This is a genomic window from Bacillus sp. FSL L8-0099 (assembly GCF_038006385.1).
GTDB classification, from domain to species: domain Bacteria; phylum Bacillota; class Bacilli; order Bacillales; family Bacillaceae_G; genus Bacillus_A; species Bacillus_A toyonensis.
This window is the reverse complement of record NZ_JBBOVC010000001.1, coordinates 1,695,410-1,711,138: the sequence shown is the minus strand read 5'-3', so window position 1 is coordinate 1,711,138 and position 15,729 is coordinate 1,695,410. Positions and strand designations below refer to the sequence as shown.

Sequence of the window (15,729 nt, the reverse complement as noted above, 5' to 3'; positions counted from 1 at the left end):
ATAGACATACTGAAAGACTTGTTAGAAAACGTTTTTAGAATATTTATAGCAATCCTGCTTTTATGCTCCTTTTTTCTGTTAGACTACTAAAAAAATAAAGGGAGAAAGAAAACTTTCTCCCTTTGAATTTTCATTGTACATAATCATTCGTATCGCGATATATTTTTGGTTAACTAGCTTTCTCCTTCATGAATTTGGAGAGTATTTCGTTTAACTATAAAAAGATAGAACAAGTAGCATTTTCCTTGCTTGTATCTATCTTTTTTTATTTTTTTTACTAAATAAGCAAATCAAACAAAACAGGATTTTTATTAAGCTCCACAAATTGAATATTATTTTCTTTAAAACGAGTAATTAATTGCTCATAATCTTCTTTATGTTTTAATTCTACCCCGACCAGCGCTGGACCATTTTCTTTATTATGTTTCTTAATATACTCAAAGCGCGTAATGTCATCTTCTGGTCCTAATCCTTTATCAAGAAATTCTCTTAGCGCACCTGAACGCTGCGGAAATTCAATGATGAAATAATGCTTTAACCCTTCGTAAATGAGAGAACGTTCTTTCATTTCTTGCATTCTATCAATATCATTATTTCCACCACTTAGCGTACATACAACTGTTTTACCTTTTATTTCATCCCTGTATAAATCAAGTGCTGCAATAGAGAGTGCACCAGCCGGTTCAGCTACAATTGCATTTTTCTTATACAGTTCTAAAATCGTCGTACAAACCTTTCCCTCTGGTACTAAAACAATGTCATCAATGACATCTTTACAAGTTTCAAATGTTAACTTCCCTACTTTTTTGACAGCTGCTCCATCAACAAAACTATCTATTTTCTCTAATGCTACATTTTCGTTTTGAAGGAAAGCCTCTTTCATAGATGCAGCCCCCATCGGCTCTACACCAATTACCTTTGTAGCTGGACTAACACCTTTCACATATGTACCTACACCCGATGCTAACCCACCGCCGCCAATTGCTGTAAAGAGATAATCAACTGCCTTATCCATATCGTGCATAATTTCAACAGCTACTGTTCCTTGCCCTGCAATTACATACGGATCATCAAACGGATGCACAAATGTCATCCTATTTTCCTCACAATAGCGCTGCGCTTCTTGAAAAGCACCATCAAATGTATCACCAACTAACATGATTTCTGCAAAGCTACCACCAAAAAATTGAACTTGTGATACTTTCTGTTTTGGTGTCGTTGTTGGCATAAAGATTTTCGATGGAATATTTAATAAATTACACGTATACGCAACTCCTTGTGCGTGATTGCCAGCACTTGCACAAACAACACCATTTTGTAATTGTTCTTTCGACAAACTTTGAATTAAATTGTATGCACCGCGAATTTTGAAAGACCGAATTACTTGCAAATCTTCTCGTTTAATATACACCTCACATTCGTATTTTTCAGATAAAACCTTATCACGTTGCAAGGGCGTTTTCATGACGATATCCTTCATACAGTTATGAGCCATAAGGATATCTTCAATCTTCACTCTCTCCTTCACATTTTGCACCATTTTCTATCATCCTTATCTCTTTTATTTTGACTCAATCAAAATTCGGCACCTTTAAAACTGCACCTGTATTCGCCGATGTTACCATCTGAGAATATCGTCCAAGCCAGCCCGTTTTCACTTTCGGTTCTGGTCGTTTCCATTCTTTTTTACGTTTTTCTAATTCCTCATCACTCACTCTTACTTCTAGCAAGCGTTCCTCAACATCAATACATACAATATCCCCTTGTTCAAGTAGTGCGATTGTTCCACCCGCAGCTGCTTCTGGTGAAATATGCCCTACCGAAATGCCACGTGAAGCTCCAGAGAAACGTCCGTCCGTTAATAATGCAACCTCAGCACCTAATCCCATTCCAGCGATTGCTGATGTTGGTGCTAACATTTCAGGCATACCCGGTCCGCCTCTTGGCCCTTCATAACGAATGACAACTACATCTCCTTTTTTCACTTTCCCAAGCATAATGCCAGCCAATGCCTCATCTTGTGAATTAAAAATAACGCAAGGTCCTTCAAATCGTTTTACTTCGGTTGCCCCGCTTTTAATAACCGCTCCATCTTTCGCTAGATTTCCTTTTAAAATACGTAAGCCCCCCTCTTCACTATGAGGGTTTTCAAGAGAATGAATCACTTCCTTATCTTTAATCTCTGCATGAGCAATGTTTTCTCTTAATGTTTGCCCAGTAGCCGTAATACGGTCTAAATGAAGTACCCCTTCTTTTCTGCTCATCTCTTTCAAGATTGCACTAATTCCGCCCGCTCGATCAATATCTTCCATATGCCAGTTAGAAGCTGGACTTACTTTACATAAATGCGGTACACGTCTTGAAACAGCATCAATACGGCTCATATCATAATCTAGCCCTGCCTCTTGTGCGAGTGCTAGCGTGTGTAATACTGTATTCGTTGATCCACCCATCGCCATATCAAGTGCAAAAGCATCGTCAATTGCTTCTTCTGTTACAATATCACGCGGCTTAATATCTCTTTCAATTAAAATTTTCAGTTTCTCTGCTGCTTGTTTAATTAACTCTTCACGTCTTGGATCAATTGCTAAAATACTACCGTTTCCAGGAAGGGCTAAACCTAATACTTCACATAAACAGTTCATAGAGTTCGCTGTAAACATGCCGGAACAAGAGCCACAAGATGGACAGCCATGATCTTCAATATCTTTTAATTCTTCTTCTGAAATTTTCCCAGATTGATAAGCTCCTACCCCTTCAAAAACAGAACTAAGGTCAACAACTTCCCCCTTAGATGTTTTCCCAGCTGCCATCGGTCCACCTGAAACAAACACAGTCGGAATGTTAATACGAAGAGATGCCATCATCATACCTGGTGTAATTTTGTCACAGTTTGGGATACAAATCATGCCGTCAAACCAATGTGCATTTACAACCGTTTCTACTGAATCTGCAATAATTTCACGACTCGGAAGCGAATAACGCATACCGATATGTCCCATCGCAATACCATCGTCTACTCCAATTGTATTGAATTCGAATGGTACCATACCTGCTGCACGAACGGCTTCTTTTACAAGTTTCCCAAACTCGTTCAAGTGCTTATGCCCTGGAATAATTTCAATAAAAGAATTACAAATCGCAATAAACGGCTTATCAAAATCCTCATCTTTCAAACCAGTTGCTTTTAATAAACTACGATGTGGCGCTTTATCAAAACCTTTTTTAATCATGTCGCTTCTCATCTTGTCAAATCCCCTCTTACGTATTTTTCACTTATATTCTCTTAATCTATTTCTTTACTAACGTTTTCTTTTCTGGTTCCTTAATCCAGCTCATCATTTCACGAAGCTCTGTTCCTACTTTTTCTAACTGATGATTTTGTTCTGCTTTTTTCATCGCGTTGTATGTTGGACGACCTGCTTGGTTTTCTAAAATCCATTTTTTCGCGAATTCACCTTGCTGAATTTCTGTAAGTACTCGTTTCATCTCTTTCTTCGTTTCATCTGTAACAATTCTTGATCCTGTTACATAATCTCCAAACTCTGCCGTATCTGAAATAGAATGGCGCATGTTCGTTAATCCACCTTCGTACATTAAATCAACAATTAACTTTAATTCATGCAAACATTCAAAGTATGCAATTTCAGGACGATATCCGCCTTCCGTTAACGTTTCAAAACCAGCTTTTACAAGTGCAGTTACTCCGCCGCAAAGCACAGCTTGCTCACCGAATAAGTCTGTCTCTGTTTCTTCCTGGAATGTCGTTTCAATTACACCTGCACGTGTACAACCTACACCTTTTGCATATGCAAGAGCTACATGTAATGCCGTGCCGGTTGCATCTTGATGCACTGCAACTAATGCCGGAACACCATTTCCTTCTTGGAATACACGGCGAACGAGATGACCTGGGCTTTTTGGTGCGACCATCGCTACGTCTACGTAACTTGGCGGATTAATTTGTCCGAAGTGAATATTAAATCCATGTGAGAAAAGTAACATTTGTCCTTCACGAAGATTCTCTTCTACTTCTGTTTTATAAACATGTGCTTGTTGTTCATCCGGCAATAACATTTGTACAACTTGTGCGGTTCGAACCGCTTCTGAAACGGACATTACTTCAAACCCATCAGCTTTCGCTACTTCATATGACTTACCAGGACGAACACCAACTACAACTTCCACACCAGAATCACGTAAATTTTGTGCTTGGGCATGACCTTGAGATCCATATCCGACTACCGCAACTGTCTTCCCTTGTAATAACTCTACTTTTGCATCTTGCTCATAATACGTTTTCATATTCCATACACTCCTTATAATTTGTTTACTTGTAGTACATTGATTAATTTTTTCAGCTGACTGATGAGTAATGTTGCTTCTTGTTCTGTACAAACTGTTGTTAACTCCATTTCATTTTCATTTAAATTTAATGAAGAAATATAATAACCACGCCGAGCAAAAATTCCACTTATGCGTAATAAGACGTTTGGGTCGTTATGGATAACTAGTGAAAAAGTATGACTCATTCTTCCCACCTCTTCATCATCATTTCATTATTCCCTTTGTTTGGCGGAACCATCGGAAATACGTTTTCACCTTCTTCTACACAAAAATCAACTACGACAGGACCTTCATGAGCAAATGCTTCTAACATCACTTGTTTCGCCTCGGTTGAATTTTTCGCTCTTAATCCTTTCACTCCATAAGCTTCTGCGACTTTCACAAAGTCTGGCGATCCAATTTTTGATTCTGACAAACGATTTTCATAAAACATTTCTTGCCATTGCCTTACCATCCCTAAAAATTTGTTATTTATAATAAATACTTTTACAGGGATGTTATTTTCAGCAATTGTTTGTAATTCTTGAATGTTCATTTGAAAAGAAGCATCGCCTGCAATACAAATGACGAGTTCTTCTTCTTTCGCAAGCTGAGCACCAACTGCCGCCGGGAAACCAAACCCCATCGTTCCTAGTCCGCCAGATGTTAGAAAAGTCCGTGGGTTTTTCGCTTTATAAAAATGTGCAGCCCACATTTGATGCTGTCCTACTTCTGTCGTAACAATCGCTTCACCGTTCGTTAATTCACTTACTAGACTAATAACATGCTGTGGTTTTAACTCACCTTCTTTTTGATTGTAGGAAAGAGGATATTCCTCCTTCCATTCCTCTATTTTCGTAAGCCATTCATTTGTTTGTGTACGAATTGGCATATGCAACAACATGTGTAACGCTTTTTTCACATCTCCAACAATCGGATATTCCACAGTTACATTTTTATGGAACTCCGAAGGATCTATATCAATATGTACCTTTTTCGAATGCGGAGAAAAGAGTTCTAATTTTCCTGTTACACGATCATCAAAGCGAACACCTAAAGCAAGTAGTAGATCACATTCAGTGACTGCCATGTTTGCAGCATACGTTCCATGCATGCCGAGCATTCTTAAAAATAATGAATCTCCCGGCGGATATGCACCAAGTCCCATTAAAGTGGAAACGACAGGAATACGGTTCTCCCTCGCAAACTTGATGAGTTCTTCAGATCCACCTGAATGAATGACGCCTCCTCCAATATATAGAAGTGGGCGTTTAGCTTTTGAAATTTCTTTAGCCACTTCTCTAAGCTTCCTACTGTCTGGCATAGGCTCTATTTTGTATCCTGGAATCTCAATTACTTCATTATAAAAACTTGTTACCTTTTCATTTTGAACATCTTTTGGAATATCAATTAATACTGGTCCTGGTCGCCCGCTTTCGGCGATGTAAAAAGCTTCTTGTACAGTACGTGATAAATGATTCACATCACGAACTTGGTAATTATGCTTCGTAACAGGTACTGTAATCCCGACAACATCTGCTTCTTGAAATCCGTCTTTTCCGATGAGAGATTTTGCAACTTGCCCTGTAATAACAACTAAAGGAATCGAATCCATATAAGCATCTGCTAAGCCCGTAACTAAATTCGTCGCTCCTGGCCCAGAGGTAGCAAAGACTACCCCGACCTTTCCAGAAGCTCTCGCATACCCTTCAGCCGCATGAATGGCAGCTTGCTCATGACGAGTTAAAACGTGCTTCAATCCACTTCCATATAACGCATCGTATACTGGCAAAATCGCTCCGCCCGGATAACCGAAAACAGTCGTTACACCTAATTTTTTCAAGCATTGAATAACGTGTCCGGCACCTGTCACTTCTTCGCACTGTAATTTCTCACATGTTGTATACTGTTCCTCCATTTCGATTAACTCCTCTCCCTTTCTACGCTAAACTTTCCGCCAGTCCTGGAACACGTACTCCTCTTTCTCTCGTCAATTTTTTAAACTCTTCAGTTAATCGTTTCGTTACACTTCCTGGTTTCCCATCTCCAATTTCTCTAGAATCAACTTTTACAACTGGAATTAACTCTGCTGCCGTTCCTGTTAAAAACACTTCATCTGCTACATATACGTCATGGCGAGTAAATGGCCTTTCCTCACACGAGATATTAAGACGCTCACATAACTCGATAACACTATTTCTCGTAATACCTTCTAGCGCCCCTAAATACGAAGGAGGTGTTAGCACTTTTCCATCTTTCACAATGAAAACATTATCTCCAGACCCTTCACAAACATATCCTTGTTGGTTAAGCATAAGCGCCTCGAGTACGCCTGCTTGCGCTGCTTCAATTTTTACAAGTACATTATTTAAATAGTTCATTGACTTAATACGTGGATCTAATGCATCTGGCGTATTACGTCTTGATGCTACAGATACAACGCTTAGTCCATTATCATAAAATTCCTGAGGGAATAACTTTAATTGTTCTGCAATAATAATTACGCTCGGTTTCACGCAACTCCTCGGGTCAAGCCCTAAATCCCCTTTTCCTCTTGAAACAATTAATCTAATGTAGGCATCAGCGTATTCATTTTTTTGAAGTGTCTGTAAAACGGCTTCTTCCATTTCTTCTACCGGCATTGGAATCGTCAGTAAAATAGATTTCGCCGATTCATATAATCGTTTCACATGTTCTTTTAGACAAAATACATTTCCTCCGTAACTACGAATCCCTTCAAATACACCGTCTCCATATAAAAAACCGTGATCATATACTGAAACAACTGCCTTTTCTTTTTCTACAAATTCCCCATTCATATAAATGTACTGGTTACCCATCTCACATCGCTCCTCTTTTTTTCTCTCTATTTTTGCAATCTATTTCTACATCGATTGCTGAGATAAGTATTTTAACAGAATATTCAGTATATAAATCTTAAAAATATACTCATCTCAACAATCGATTACGTACATACTTGTAGCAATCCATTGCTGAGACGAGGGAATCGTGGTACCACTCAGCTTCCTTACACTTCTCACGAAATATAAGCTTTGCAAGTCCAATTAGACTTTTGTTTTTCTATCGGAAACAATTCCGCTACTTTTTACTAGTTTTCAAAAGTAGTGCTCCGAGGTGATCTTCAATGATTCGATTGTTACTACCCTCACAGCCTTGGGGCAGCTCTCTGAAACAATCTATATCATTTACTCTCCTCTTCCACGCATTCTTTTATTCTATTTTTATAAAAGAAAAACTCTCGCCTCAGCAATCAACTACTACAACTTAGTAGCTTTGATTGCTGAGGCGAGAGTTTCGCGTTACCACTCAGCTTCCTTATACTTCTCGCGAAATATAAGCTCTGTAGGTCCAATCAGACCCCCGTCCTTTTACCGGAGACGATGCCGCCGCCCTCTACTCAGTTTCCCTTTCGCAAGCGATGCTCCGAGGTGATCTTCAATGATTCGATTGCTACTACTCTCACAGCCTAGGAGTAGCTCTCTGAAACGATCATAATCATCTACTTTCCTCTTCTTTGCATATACAACATATAAAGTTAGAAAATTCTTAATTAACTTTTATTTGTTACACGTATTATAGGACGCGGTTCTTTTCATTGTCAACATGTTTTTTAGAAAAAAATAAAATTCATTCTATTTACTAGAAATCTATTTATTTTTTCTCAAAACAAAATCGGAATGAACTTCTTACACATACTCATATATTACTTAAGTATGTTCGCATTACTACATAAAGAAAAACTACTGACAAACATATAAAATTTATGGGGAGATGAGAATAATATGTTAAAAGGAAAAGTAGCGTTAGTTACAGGAGCAAGCCGAGGAATTGGACGTGCTATTGCTAAACGTTTAGCAAATGACGGTGCATTGGTTGCTGTTCATTACGGTAATCGAAAAGATGACGCTGAAGAAACTGTTCATGAAATTCGATCAAATGGTGGCCAAGCTTTTTCTATCGGCGCAAATTTAGAATCCTTACACGGTGTAGAAAACCTTTATAACGCTTTAGATACTGAATTACAAAAGTGCACTGGTGAAACACAATTTGATATTTTAATAAACAATGCCGGCATTGGTCCTGGTGCTTTTATTGAAGAAACGACTGAACAATTTTTTGATAGAATTGTTTCAGTAAATGCAAAAGCACCATTCTTTATCATTCAACAAGCACTGCCACGTTTACGTGACAATAGCCGAATTATTAATATTTCATCCGCTGCGACCCGCATTTCTTTACCTGATTTCGTTGCATATAGTATGACGAAAGGCGCTATTAATACAATGACTTTTACACTAGCAAAACAGCTTGGAGCACGAGGAATAACGGTGAATGCAATACTTCCAGGATTTATTAAAACAGATATGAATGCAGAACTCTTGAGCGACCCGATGATGAAGCAGTACGCTACTACTATTTCCGCTTTCAATCGCTTAGGTGAAGTAGAAGACATTGCCGATACTGCTGCATTTCTCGCTTCTCCAGACAGCCGCTGGGTTACTGGACAATTAATTGATGTGAGCGGAGGATCTTGTTTATAAAAAACATATATTTTCAAATCTTTTTTATTGCGCAATAAAACAATTTATATAATACTATATAAAATATATACATTTAGGAGGATTACAGTAATGTCCGAAAAAACATACGAACTCGCAACCTTCGCAGGCGGTTGCTTTTGGTGCATGGTAAAACCATTTGATGAACTTCCAGGTATTCATAAAGTGCTTTCTGGCTATGCAGGAGGTCATATAGAAAATCCAGCATATGAACAAGTAAAAGCTGGAACATCTGGACATTTAGAAGTTGTTCAAATTACATTCGATCCTTCTATTTTTCCTTATCAGAAATTACTAGACTTATATTGGCCACAAATCGATCCAACTGATGATGGCGGACAATTTTTTGACCGTGGTCCATCTTATCGTACCGCTATTTTTTATCATAACGAAACACAAAAAGCGCTTGCTGAAAAATCAAAACAAGCTCTTGCAGAAAACGGTATGTTTAAAGATCCAATCGTGACTGAAATTCGTCCTGCTGCACCTTTTTACGAAGCAGAGGAATACCACCAACATTTCTATAAAAAGAACCCAGAGAAATATGCTACTGAGCAAAAGGAATCTGGTCGTGAAGATTTTATTAAAGAAAATTGGCAAAAAAAATAATAAAAATGCATCGTGCTTTCTTTACAAGTACGATGCATTTTTATCTTTGAAACAGGTACCATACAATTACAAAACCAATCGCTGTTAATGTCCAAATTATTATTTCGTTTTTCACTCTATTCTTTTTATTTGTCATTTCATCTTCTCCTAATAGTTATTAAACATATTCAAGATTTCCTTTGTTTAATTGCCCACTTGATGAACATAAATACATCCGTACAAATTCTTATAACAAGAGTACCAATGATTCCAATTGCAATTGAAATTACTAACATCTGTCCAAAACTAAAGAAGTTGTATATGTTATATAGAGTACGATACATACAAGTAGAAAATTTGGTAAAAAAAGCAAAAATCTTTTAAGCATTTCTTCACCTCTTCTTATGCTTTTAAACTACGTCTCCTACTGTAACTGTGAAATAAAACTTGTTCAAAAATGTCATATAAACCCTCATTTAACAAAAAAAAATAAGAATCCATTTTGAAAAGGATTCTTATCTTATTCAGCAAAATTAAGGTTTATTATATTCCACATATCTTATTCCATACTTACTCCCGAAATAGAATAATATTACTGGATATTTATTAGCATTTTAATATTTTGATTGCCCTACAAATATTAAGACGAATAAAACGGTTGAATCATCCAGTCGTAAAAAACTAATTACCCGGCAGGAGAATACCGCTCCAGCTACCTACATCGCATTGGCCAAATTCATTATTACCTACCGCTACCACCGTTCCGTCTGATTTAAGTCCGACCGTATGTGCACAACCAGCCGCTATTGCTACAATATCTCGCCAATCACTTACATTACATTGGCCATACTCATTCCAACCTACTGCCGCCACCGTTCCGTCTGATTTAAGACCGATTGTATGATTCGTACCAGCTGCTATTGCTACAATACCCCTCCAACCACTCACGTCACACTGGTTATGTTTACCATTCCCCACTGCCGTCACCGTTCCGTCTCGTTTAAGACCAACAGTATGAAGATAACCCGCTGTGACCGATACAATACCTCGCCAGCTGCTTATATTGCATTGGCCATATCGATTATTCCCCACTGCCGTCACTGTACCGTCCAATTTAAGACCGACTGTATGCCAGTCACCCGCCGCAACCGCCACAATATCTCGCCAGCCACTTACATTGCATTCTCCTTCTTTATTTCGGCCCACCGCCACTACCGTACCATCCAATTTAAGGCCAATAGTACGACGCCATCCCGCCGCAACCGAGACAATATTATGCCAATCGTGTACATTACATTGGTCATGCTTATTCCAACCCACAGCTACCACAGTACTGTCACATGCAAGACCGATTGTATGTGCATTACCCGTGTTCGTCGCCATATGAACATTACCCGCTGCGACTGCTTCAATATCACACCAGCTGCTTACATTGCATTCTCCTTCTTTATTTCGCCCCACTGCTACTACCGTGCCATCCAATTTAAGAGCAACGGTATGACCACGACCTGCCGCTATCGTATCTTTAGGCCACCGTTTCGCTTTTAACATTTCTTCTTTCGGTGAAATGTAATTCATGTTTTTCCTCCTTGCATATAAGCAACTGTATCCAAATAGATATTTTTATCTAATTTCATTATAAATGACCCAACTTTTTTTATAAATTTACAGCTACAAAAGAAGTCTATTATTACTTCTTCAAAAAATAAAAACCTCCAGTTTAAATACTAGAGGTTCCTTCTTTATTTCTTCAATCGTTCAATAAAATCGTTCAATTTATCAAGTGATTTCATATTCTGATTACAAGCTACACCATCTTTGCAAATATAGTTTCCCTTTTTAACGAAAGTTCCTGGTACATCACCTTTAATTTCCACTAAAAACATTCCTACTTCTTCATGCCCATGACATAATGAACAAATGCTTTTTTTATTTAAACTTTGAAAAGTTCCTTGCAGACCAACAAACTTATTTTTATCATTTTTCGCTATAATAAATTTCCTACTGGATCCTTTATCAATCCAGCTTAAATAGGATAATTCTTTCATATCCAGTTCTTCCATATCAGGAAGTTTTAACTTTTTCGCCTTAGGAAATAATTTTTTTAATGTTTGCGCTGTAACTTCCTGAAACGGAATGACATACGGATTTATTTTCATTAAAAACGATTCTGCATCTTCTCTATTTTGAACTGTTAATACCGTATCGATTAACTCTTTCTGTTCATCCGTTAAATTCTCAAATACATGTATTATTTTTTCAATCGCAAGTGATTTTAATGCTTGAATTACACCTCTATCATTTGCCGTTGCGTGCCCATTTGCTAAAATATAAGCTTGTGATTTTATAAAATTATATTGATCACTTCTAATAAAAGCTTCCATCTTTATCACTCCATACAAATTGTTGATCTAGTCTTATTGTATACAATGATTCAGTTTTTTGATATGTAAAAGATAACTTAGAAACAAACATTACATACATCGCCTATTCTCTATCGCTGCATTTCCTGACAAAAGAAACCATCGTCTGTTTTCCATTCTGCATATAATACGTCTTCAAATTTAGTAATTCCTTTTTGCTTTATTTGTTTATAAAGCCATCCTTCATCAAAACCTGCTTCCCTCAAATTATCCTTAACTACTTTCCCATCACTAATTAATGAAATCGGTAAGTATACAGGCTTATGTTTTAAACTTAAATCATTTATAGTAGGAGATTCATATTTACTTTTTTTCAATACACTTATGTTTCCGTTAGGTTCCAATATCATATACTCAACTTCTCGAATTGAAAATATATCTTTTTGTTGCCTAAGCATTTGTTGTAATTGGTTTATATCCAAATGATTTACGCTTAATTGTTCACGATCAATCTTTCCATTACGAATAATAATTGAAGGATATCCTTCAAAAAACCTTCTTGTTCCCCTTATTTTTTGTGTTATCACTTCTATAGTATAAATTAAAATTACCCAAACAAATACTGAATACAAAATAGACCATACTTTAATTTTAGGATCATATATTGAATTTCCAACGAGCTCACCTAGGACGATTGCAGAAATAAAATCAAAGGGCGTTAGCTGAGATATTTGTGTTTTCCCTAATATTTTTGTAGCAATTAATAGAACAAAAAAACCAACTAAAAGCTCTATCGTTATTTGTCCAATATGATTCATATATGTTCACCTTTCTACTTTTCAAGTGCTCTGTATACCATTTAATAAAAAAAACGGCACATTTTTTCTATTATCATGCCCGTTCACACCTCATATATCCAATACATATAAAACAAAAAGAGTCTGATTCAAAGTAATATATGAATCAGACTCTTTTCCTCTTATTTAGAATACACAATCTTTTTAATCGTTTCCCCAGAAAGAAAATATTCTTCTGCAAGTTGATGAATAGCAATTCCGCTTTTAAATGCTGCTTTAATCGCGTTATTTCTTTCATCTAATTGTTTTCTTCCTCCAGATCGTGTACCCCATTTATAATGTTTCGTTTCTTGTTTTGGAATGTAAATTGTTTCACCTTGTATATACTTTTGAATTTCAGCAATTAAACTTTCTGGTAAAACTGCCGCAGCCTTTACGTATTTCATTTCTGCTCGCCCCTTATTTTTTATGGTTCATTTCAATAAGGTGCAAAGCCAAATATAAAAAATGATACGAGCTCATTTAGGCGATTGTATATTACTTGTCTACCTCACGCAAAGTATCGCCATTTCCATACTTGGCTTTGCATGAGACGTTGCAGTGTCTGGCAATTGAATTATAATCGCCATATAAACACCTCCTAATATACCTTTTGCATTTTATTATATGATAAATTTCCTCTCCTTGCATCCACACCCTTCTTAAAGCACGAAATTACTTAGTTTGATATAATACTTTTTAATCAAATCAAAAATCATTGTGAGGTTACATTATGAAGAAAAAAATTATCATTACAATCGTTACACTATTCTTTATTATCACAGTATTATTCGGAACATACAAATTGATGAACGCAAGAAACTTTCAATTATTTGGAGATTTAACACAACGCGTAGAAACAAATGAAAAAGTAATCGCTTTAACTTTTGATGATGGCCCTACTAACAATGTAAAACAAATATTACCTTTACTGGATAAATACAACGCTAAAGCTACTTTCTTTTTAATTGGAAATGAACTAGAGAAAAATCTATCATTAGGAGAAGCTATCACGCAATCTGGGCACCAACTTGGAAACCATACATATTCTCATAATAGAATGGTTTTCAAAACACCTTCTTTTATTAAAGATGAAATAGAAAAAACGAATTCATTAATCCGGCAAACAGGATTTACAGATGAAATTGATTTTAGACCCCCTAACGGAAAAAAATTAATTGGGCTACCCTATTATTTAAATAAAAATAATATCGAAACGATTACGTGGGATCTTGAGCCTGATACTTTTTATAAATCTACAGCTGATAAAATTGACTACGTTAATAAAAATGTAAAACCAGGTTCTATCATTTTATTACACCCTATGTATGATAAATCTAATGAAAATTTACAGACCATTGAAGGTATTTTAGACTCTTTATCTAAAGAGGGATATCAATTCGTCACAGTAAATGAACTGCAAAAAAGAGCAAAATAAGGTGAAACTTTAATCAGTGGGGGGTGCCCATCCCCCACTTAACTTCTTCGCTTTCGCTGAGTTTTGAGGTGGGGGTCTTACTGCCCGGCAAATAAAAGGATAAAAAAGGTAGCGTATCATATAACGATACGCTACCTTTTTTGTTAAATAATTCCAAGCGCATTTAGGAATACGATAATAATCGCAATTGGTGCGATATAGCGAAGTAAGAATAACCATAATACGAATAGTTTATAGCCTTTATTTTTACTTACACCAAGCTCTTTCATTAATACATCTTTCTTCATTTTTAAAGGAACAAAGATAGAAACTAATAGAACACCAAGCGGCATTAATACGTTACTAACTGCATAGTCCGATAAATCAAAAATAGTCTTTCCAAAAATCTTCAGATCACTTAATATACCAAATGATAATGCTGATGGTACTCCAACAACGAAGATTAATAATCCAACGATTAAAGCCATTTTTTCACGTTTCCCTTTACCTTTTGCAGTTAAAGATGCAACGCTAATTTCTAACATCGAAATTGCTGATGTAATAGTAGCAAAGAAGAATAGTAATAAGAAAACGATGAAGAATAATTTTCCGAACGCCATTTTACTGAAAATAGCTGGCAATACGATAAACAATAATCCTGGTCCTTGAGATGGTTCCATTCCAAATGCGAATACAACCGGGAATATCGCAAGTCCTGCAAGTAATGTAATAACGAGCGTTAAAGCTACAATAGAAAATGCTGAACGCGGTAAACTTTCTTCTTTCGGTAAGTATGAGCTATACGTTACCATAACGGCTACACCGACAGATAATGAGAAGAACGATTGCCCCATCGCATATAAAATAATTTCTGACGTTACGTTTGAGAAATCAGGTTGTAAGAAGAAGCGAACTCCTTCACCAGCACCGTCTAATGTAAGTGCACGAACAATTAAGACAAAGAATAAAACGAATAGTGCTGGCATGAAATATTTATTTACTTTTTCAACACCATTTTGTACACCTTTACTTACGATGAAAATAGTAATAAGGATGAATAATAGTTGTGATCCGACTGCTAAATACGGATTGGAAATGATTTCACCGAACGTAGCTTCGTACGCCCCATTTCCTTCCCATAGTCTACCTGTAATTGCATTCCATAAATATAATAAAATCCATCCTCCTACAACACTGTAGAAAGAAAGTAATATGAAACATGTTACAATTCCTAATTTACCTAACCACGGCCATAACGTTTTCGGTGCGATTTCTCTATACGCATCAACGGCCTCTTTTTGTGTACTTCTCCCAATAACGAATTCGGCTAATAATAGCGGTAAACCAATTAATAATGTGAAACCGATGAAAATAAGGAAGAATGCGCCGCCTCCTCCGATGCCGGCCATATATGGGAATTTCCAAATCGCCCCAAGACCAATTGCTGAACCTGCTGCAGCTAATACGAAACCTAATTTCGATGTCCATTGCTGTGAATTCATCTGTTAATCTCCTCTCTTTATCTTTTTCTGTTTTATAATTTGGTGTTTATATTGTTCTATCAATACTTTTTTCTAATACGTTCACTTCCTCCCTAATAAAAAAACGTCCCTACGTAA

At 36.6% G+C, this 15,729-nt stretch carries 14 protein-coding genes, 2 pseudogenes and 2 other annotated features; of the genes and pseudogenes, 4 read left to right on the top strand and 12 right to left on the bottom strand.

Going from position 1 to position 15,729, the window contains the following annotated elements; genetic code table 11:
- Positions 1 to 6 precede the first annotated feature (6 nt).
- Positions 7 to 214, top strand: a pseudogene (locus MHH42_RS08960) (hypothetical protein).
- A 63-nt stretch (positions 215 to 277) separates the two neighbouring features.
- Here MHH42_RS08960 and ilvA read toward each other — a convergent pair.
- From ilvA to ilvE, 6 genes are read right to left on the bottom strand one after another with little or no spacing between them, the layout of a single operon-like run.
- Positions 278 to 1,540, bottom strand: a complete 1,263-nt coding sequence (gene ilvA, locus MHH42_RS08955) for a threonine ammonia-lyase IlvA (protein WP_000250553.1) — start codon at positions 1,538 to 1,540, stop codon at positions 278 to 280.
- Positions 1,541 to 1,571: 31 nt separating this feature from the next.
- The gene (ilvD, locus tag MHH42_RS08950) at positions 1,572 to 3,245 is read right to left on the bottom strand and encodes a dihydroxy-acid dehydratase (protein WP_001255831.1); all 1,674 of its coding nucleotides are present in this window, start codon (positions 3,243 to 3,245) and stop codon (positions 1,572 to 1,574) included.
- 46 nt (positions 3,246 to 3,291) lie between these two features.
- Positions 3,292 to 4,305: a ketol-acid reductoisomerase gene (gene ilvC / locus MHH42_RS08945; RefSeq protein ID WP_000861155.1), complete on the bottom strand. Its 1,014-nt coding sequence runs from the start codon at positions 4,303 to 4,305 to the stop codon at positions 3,292 to 3,294.
- A gap of 14 nt (positions 4,306 to 4,319) precedes the next feature.
- Positions 4,320 to 4,532, bottom strand: coding sequence for an ACT domain-containing protein (locus tag MHH42_RS08940; protein WP_000019908.1), 213 nt, complete (start codon positions 4,530 to 4,532; stop codon positions 4,320 to 4,322).
- The gene (gene ilvB, locus MHH42_RS08935; RefSeq protein ID WP_340893177.1) at positions 4,529 to 6,244 is read right to left on the bottom strand and encodes an acetolactate synthase large subunit; all 1,716 of its coding nucleotides are present in this window, start codon (positions 6,242 to 6,244) and stop codon (positions 4,529 to 4,531) included. The genes MHH42_RS08940 and ilvB overlap by 4 nt, the downstream gene beginning before the upstream one ends.
- Positions 6,245 to 6,266: 22 nt before the next feature.
- Entirely contained in the window at positions 6,267 to 7,166 is a 900-nt protein-coding gene (ilvE, locus tag MHH42_RS08930) for a branched-chain-amino-acid transaminase (protein WP_000528146.1), read from the bottom strand.
- A 151-nt stretch (positions 7,167 to 7,317) separates the two neighbouring features.
- Positions 7,318 to 7,557 (bottom strand) — a binding site (T-box leader).
- A 68-nt stretch (positions 7,558 to 7,625) separates the two neighbouring features.
- Positions 7,626 to 7,871, bottom strand: a binding site (T-box leader).
- A 258-nt stretch (positions 7,872 to 8,129) separates the two neighbouring features.
- Between ilvE and MHH42_RS08925 the strand changes: the two genes are divergently transcribed.
- Positions 8,130 to 8,888 carry an SDR family oxidoreductase gene (locus tag MHH42_RS08925; RefSeq protein WP_000911812.1) on the top strand — a complete coding sequence of 253 codons (759 nt, stop codon included), beginning with the start codon at positions 8,130 to 8,132 and terminating at the stop codon, positions 8,886 to 8,888.
- Positions 8,889 to 8,978: 90 nt separating this feature from the next.
- Positions 8,979 to 9,515, top strand: a complete 537-nt coding sequence (gene msrA, locus MHH42_RS08920) for a peptide-methionine (S)-S-oxide reductase MsrA (protein ID WP_001291855.1) — start codon at positions 8,979 to 8,981, stop codon at positions 9,513 to 9,515.
- 167 nt (positions 9,516 to 9,682) lie between these two features.
- Here the strand turns inward: msrA and MHH42_RS08915 are convergent.
- From MHH42_RS08915 to MHH42_RS08895, 5 genes and pseudogenes are all read right to left on the bottom strand, one after another.
- A pseudogene (locus MHH42_RS08915) lies at positions 9,683 to 9,882 on the bottom strand (hypothetical protein).
- A gap of 293 nt (positions 9,883 to 10,175) precedes the next feature.
- Positions 10,176 to 11,072 carry an RCC1 domain-containing protein gene (locus MHH42_RS08910; RefSeq protein ID WP_001106793.1) on the bottom strand — a complete coding sequence of 299 codons (897 nt, stop codon included), beginning with the start codon at positions 11,070 to 11,072 and terminating at the stop codon, positions 10,176 to 10,178.
- 164 nt (positions 11,073 to 11,236) lie between these two features.
- On the bottom strand, positions 11,237 to 11,878 hold the full coding sequence (locus MHH42_RS08905; RefSeq protein ID WP_000387067.1) for a FusB/FusC family EF-G-binding protein: 642 nt from the start codon (positions 11,876 to 11,878) through the stop codon (positions 11,237 to 11,239).
- A 110-nt stretch (positions 11,879 to 11,988) separates the two neighbouring features.
- Positions 11,989 to 12,675 carry a DUF421 domain-containing protein gene (locus MHH42_RS08900; RefSeq protein ID WP_001015539.1) on the bottom strand — a complete coding sequence of 229 codons (687 nt, stop codon included), beginning with the start codon at positions 12,673 to 12,675 and terminating at the stop codon, positions 11,989 to 11,991.
- A 161-nt stretch (positions 12,676 to 12,836) separates the two neighbouring features.
- Positions 12,837 to 13,100: a CD3324 family protein gene (locus tag MHH42_RS08895; RefSeq protein WP_000878303.1), complete on the bottom strand. Its 264-nt coding sequence runs from the start codon at positions 13,098 to 13,100 to the stop codon at positions 12,837 to 12,839.
- A gap of 326 nt (positions 13,101 to 13,426) precedes the next feature.
- Here MHH42_RS08895 and MHH42_RS08890 point away from each other — a divergent pair, with 326 nt between their 5' ends.
- Positions 13,427 to 14,131 (top strand): polysaccharide deacetylase family protein, encoded by a 705-nt coding sequence (locus MHH42_RS08890; protein WP_000726868.1) that lies wholly within the window; start codon positions 13,427 to 13,429, stop codon positions 14,129 to 14,131.
- A gap of 143 nt (positions 14,132 to 14,274) precedes the next feature.
- Here MHH42_RS08890 and MHH42_RS08885 read toward each other — a convergent pair whose 3' ends face one another.
- On the bottom strand, positions 14,275 to 15,612 hold the full coding sequence (locus tag MHH42_RS08885) for a sodium-dependent transporter (RefSeq protein WP_001088191.1): 1,338 nt from the start codon (positions 15,610 to 15,612) through the stop codon (positions 14,275 to 14,277).
- Between the last annotated feature and the right edge of the window lie 117 nt (positions 15,613 to 15,729).

Coding starts and splice junctions, on each gene's coding strand:
- MHH42_RS08895 (WP_000878303.1), bottom strand. CDS start 13,100: ATGAAATACGTAAAGGCTGCGGCAGTTTTACCAGAAAGTTTAATTGCT.
- MHH42_RS08905 (WP_000387067.1), bottom strand. CDS start 11,878: ATGGAAGCTTTTATTAGAAGTGATCAATATAATTTTATAAAATCACAA.
- MHH42_RS08940 (WP_000019908.1), bottom strand. CDS start 4,532: ATGAGTCATACTTTTTCACTAGTTATCCATAACGACCCAAACGTCTTA.
- ilvD (WP_001255831.1), bottom strand. CDS start 3,245: ATGAGAAGCGACATGATTAAAAAAGGTTTTGATAAAGCGCCACATCGT.
- MHH42_RS08910 (WP_001106793.1), bottom strand. CDS start 11,072: ATGAATTACATTTCACCGAAAGAAGAAATGTTAAAAGCGAAACGGTGG.
- msrA (WP_001291855.1), top strand. CDS start 8,979: ATGTCCGAAAAAACATACGAACTCGCAACCTTCGCAGGCGGTTGCTTT.
- ilvE (WP_000528146.1), bottom strand. CDS start 7,166: ATGGGTAACCAGTACATTTATATGAATGGGGAATTTGTAGAAAAAGAA.
- MHH42_RS08890 (WP_000726868.1), top strand. CDS start 13,427: ATGAAGAAAAAAATTATCATTACAATCGTTACACTATTCTTTATTATC.
- ilvB (WP_340893177.1), bottom strand. CDS start 6,244: ATGGAGGAACAGTATACAACATGTGAGAAATTACAGTGCGAAGAAGTG.
- ilvC (WP_000861155.1), bottom strand. CDS start 4,305: ATGAAAACGTATTATGAGCAAGATGCAAAAGTAGAGTTATTACAAGGG.
- MHH42_RS08900 (WP_001015539.1), bottom strand. CDS start 12,675: ATGAATCATATTGGACAAATAACGATAGAGCTTTTAGTTGGTTTTTTT.
- MHH42_RS08885 (WP_001088191.1), bottom strand. CDS start 15,612: ATGAATTCACAGCAATGGACATCGAAATTAGGTTTCGTATTAGCTGCA.
- ilvA (WP_000250553.1), bottom strand. CDS start 1,540: ATGGTGCAAAATGTGAAGGAGAGAGTGAAGATTGAAGATATCCTTATG.
- MHH42_RS08925 (WP_000911812.1), top strand. CDS start 8,130: ATGTTAAAAGGAAAAGTAGCGTTAGTTACAGGAGCAAGCCGAGGAATT.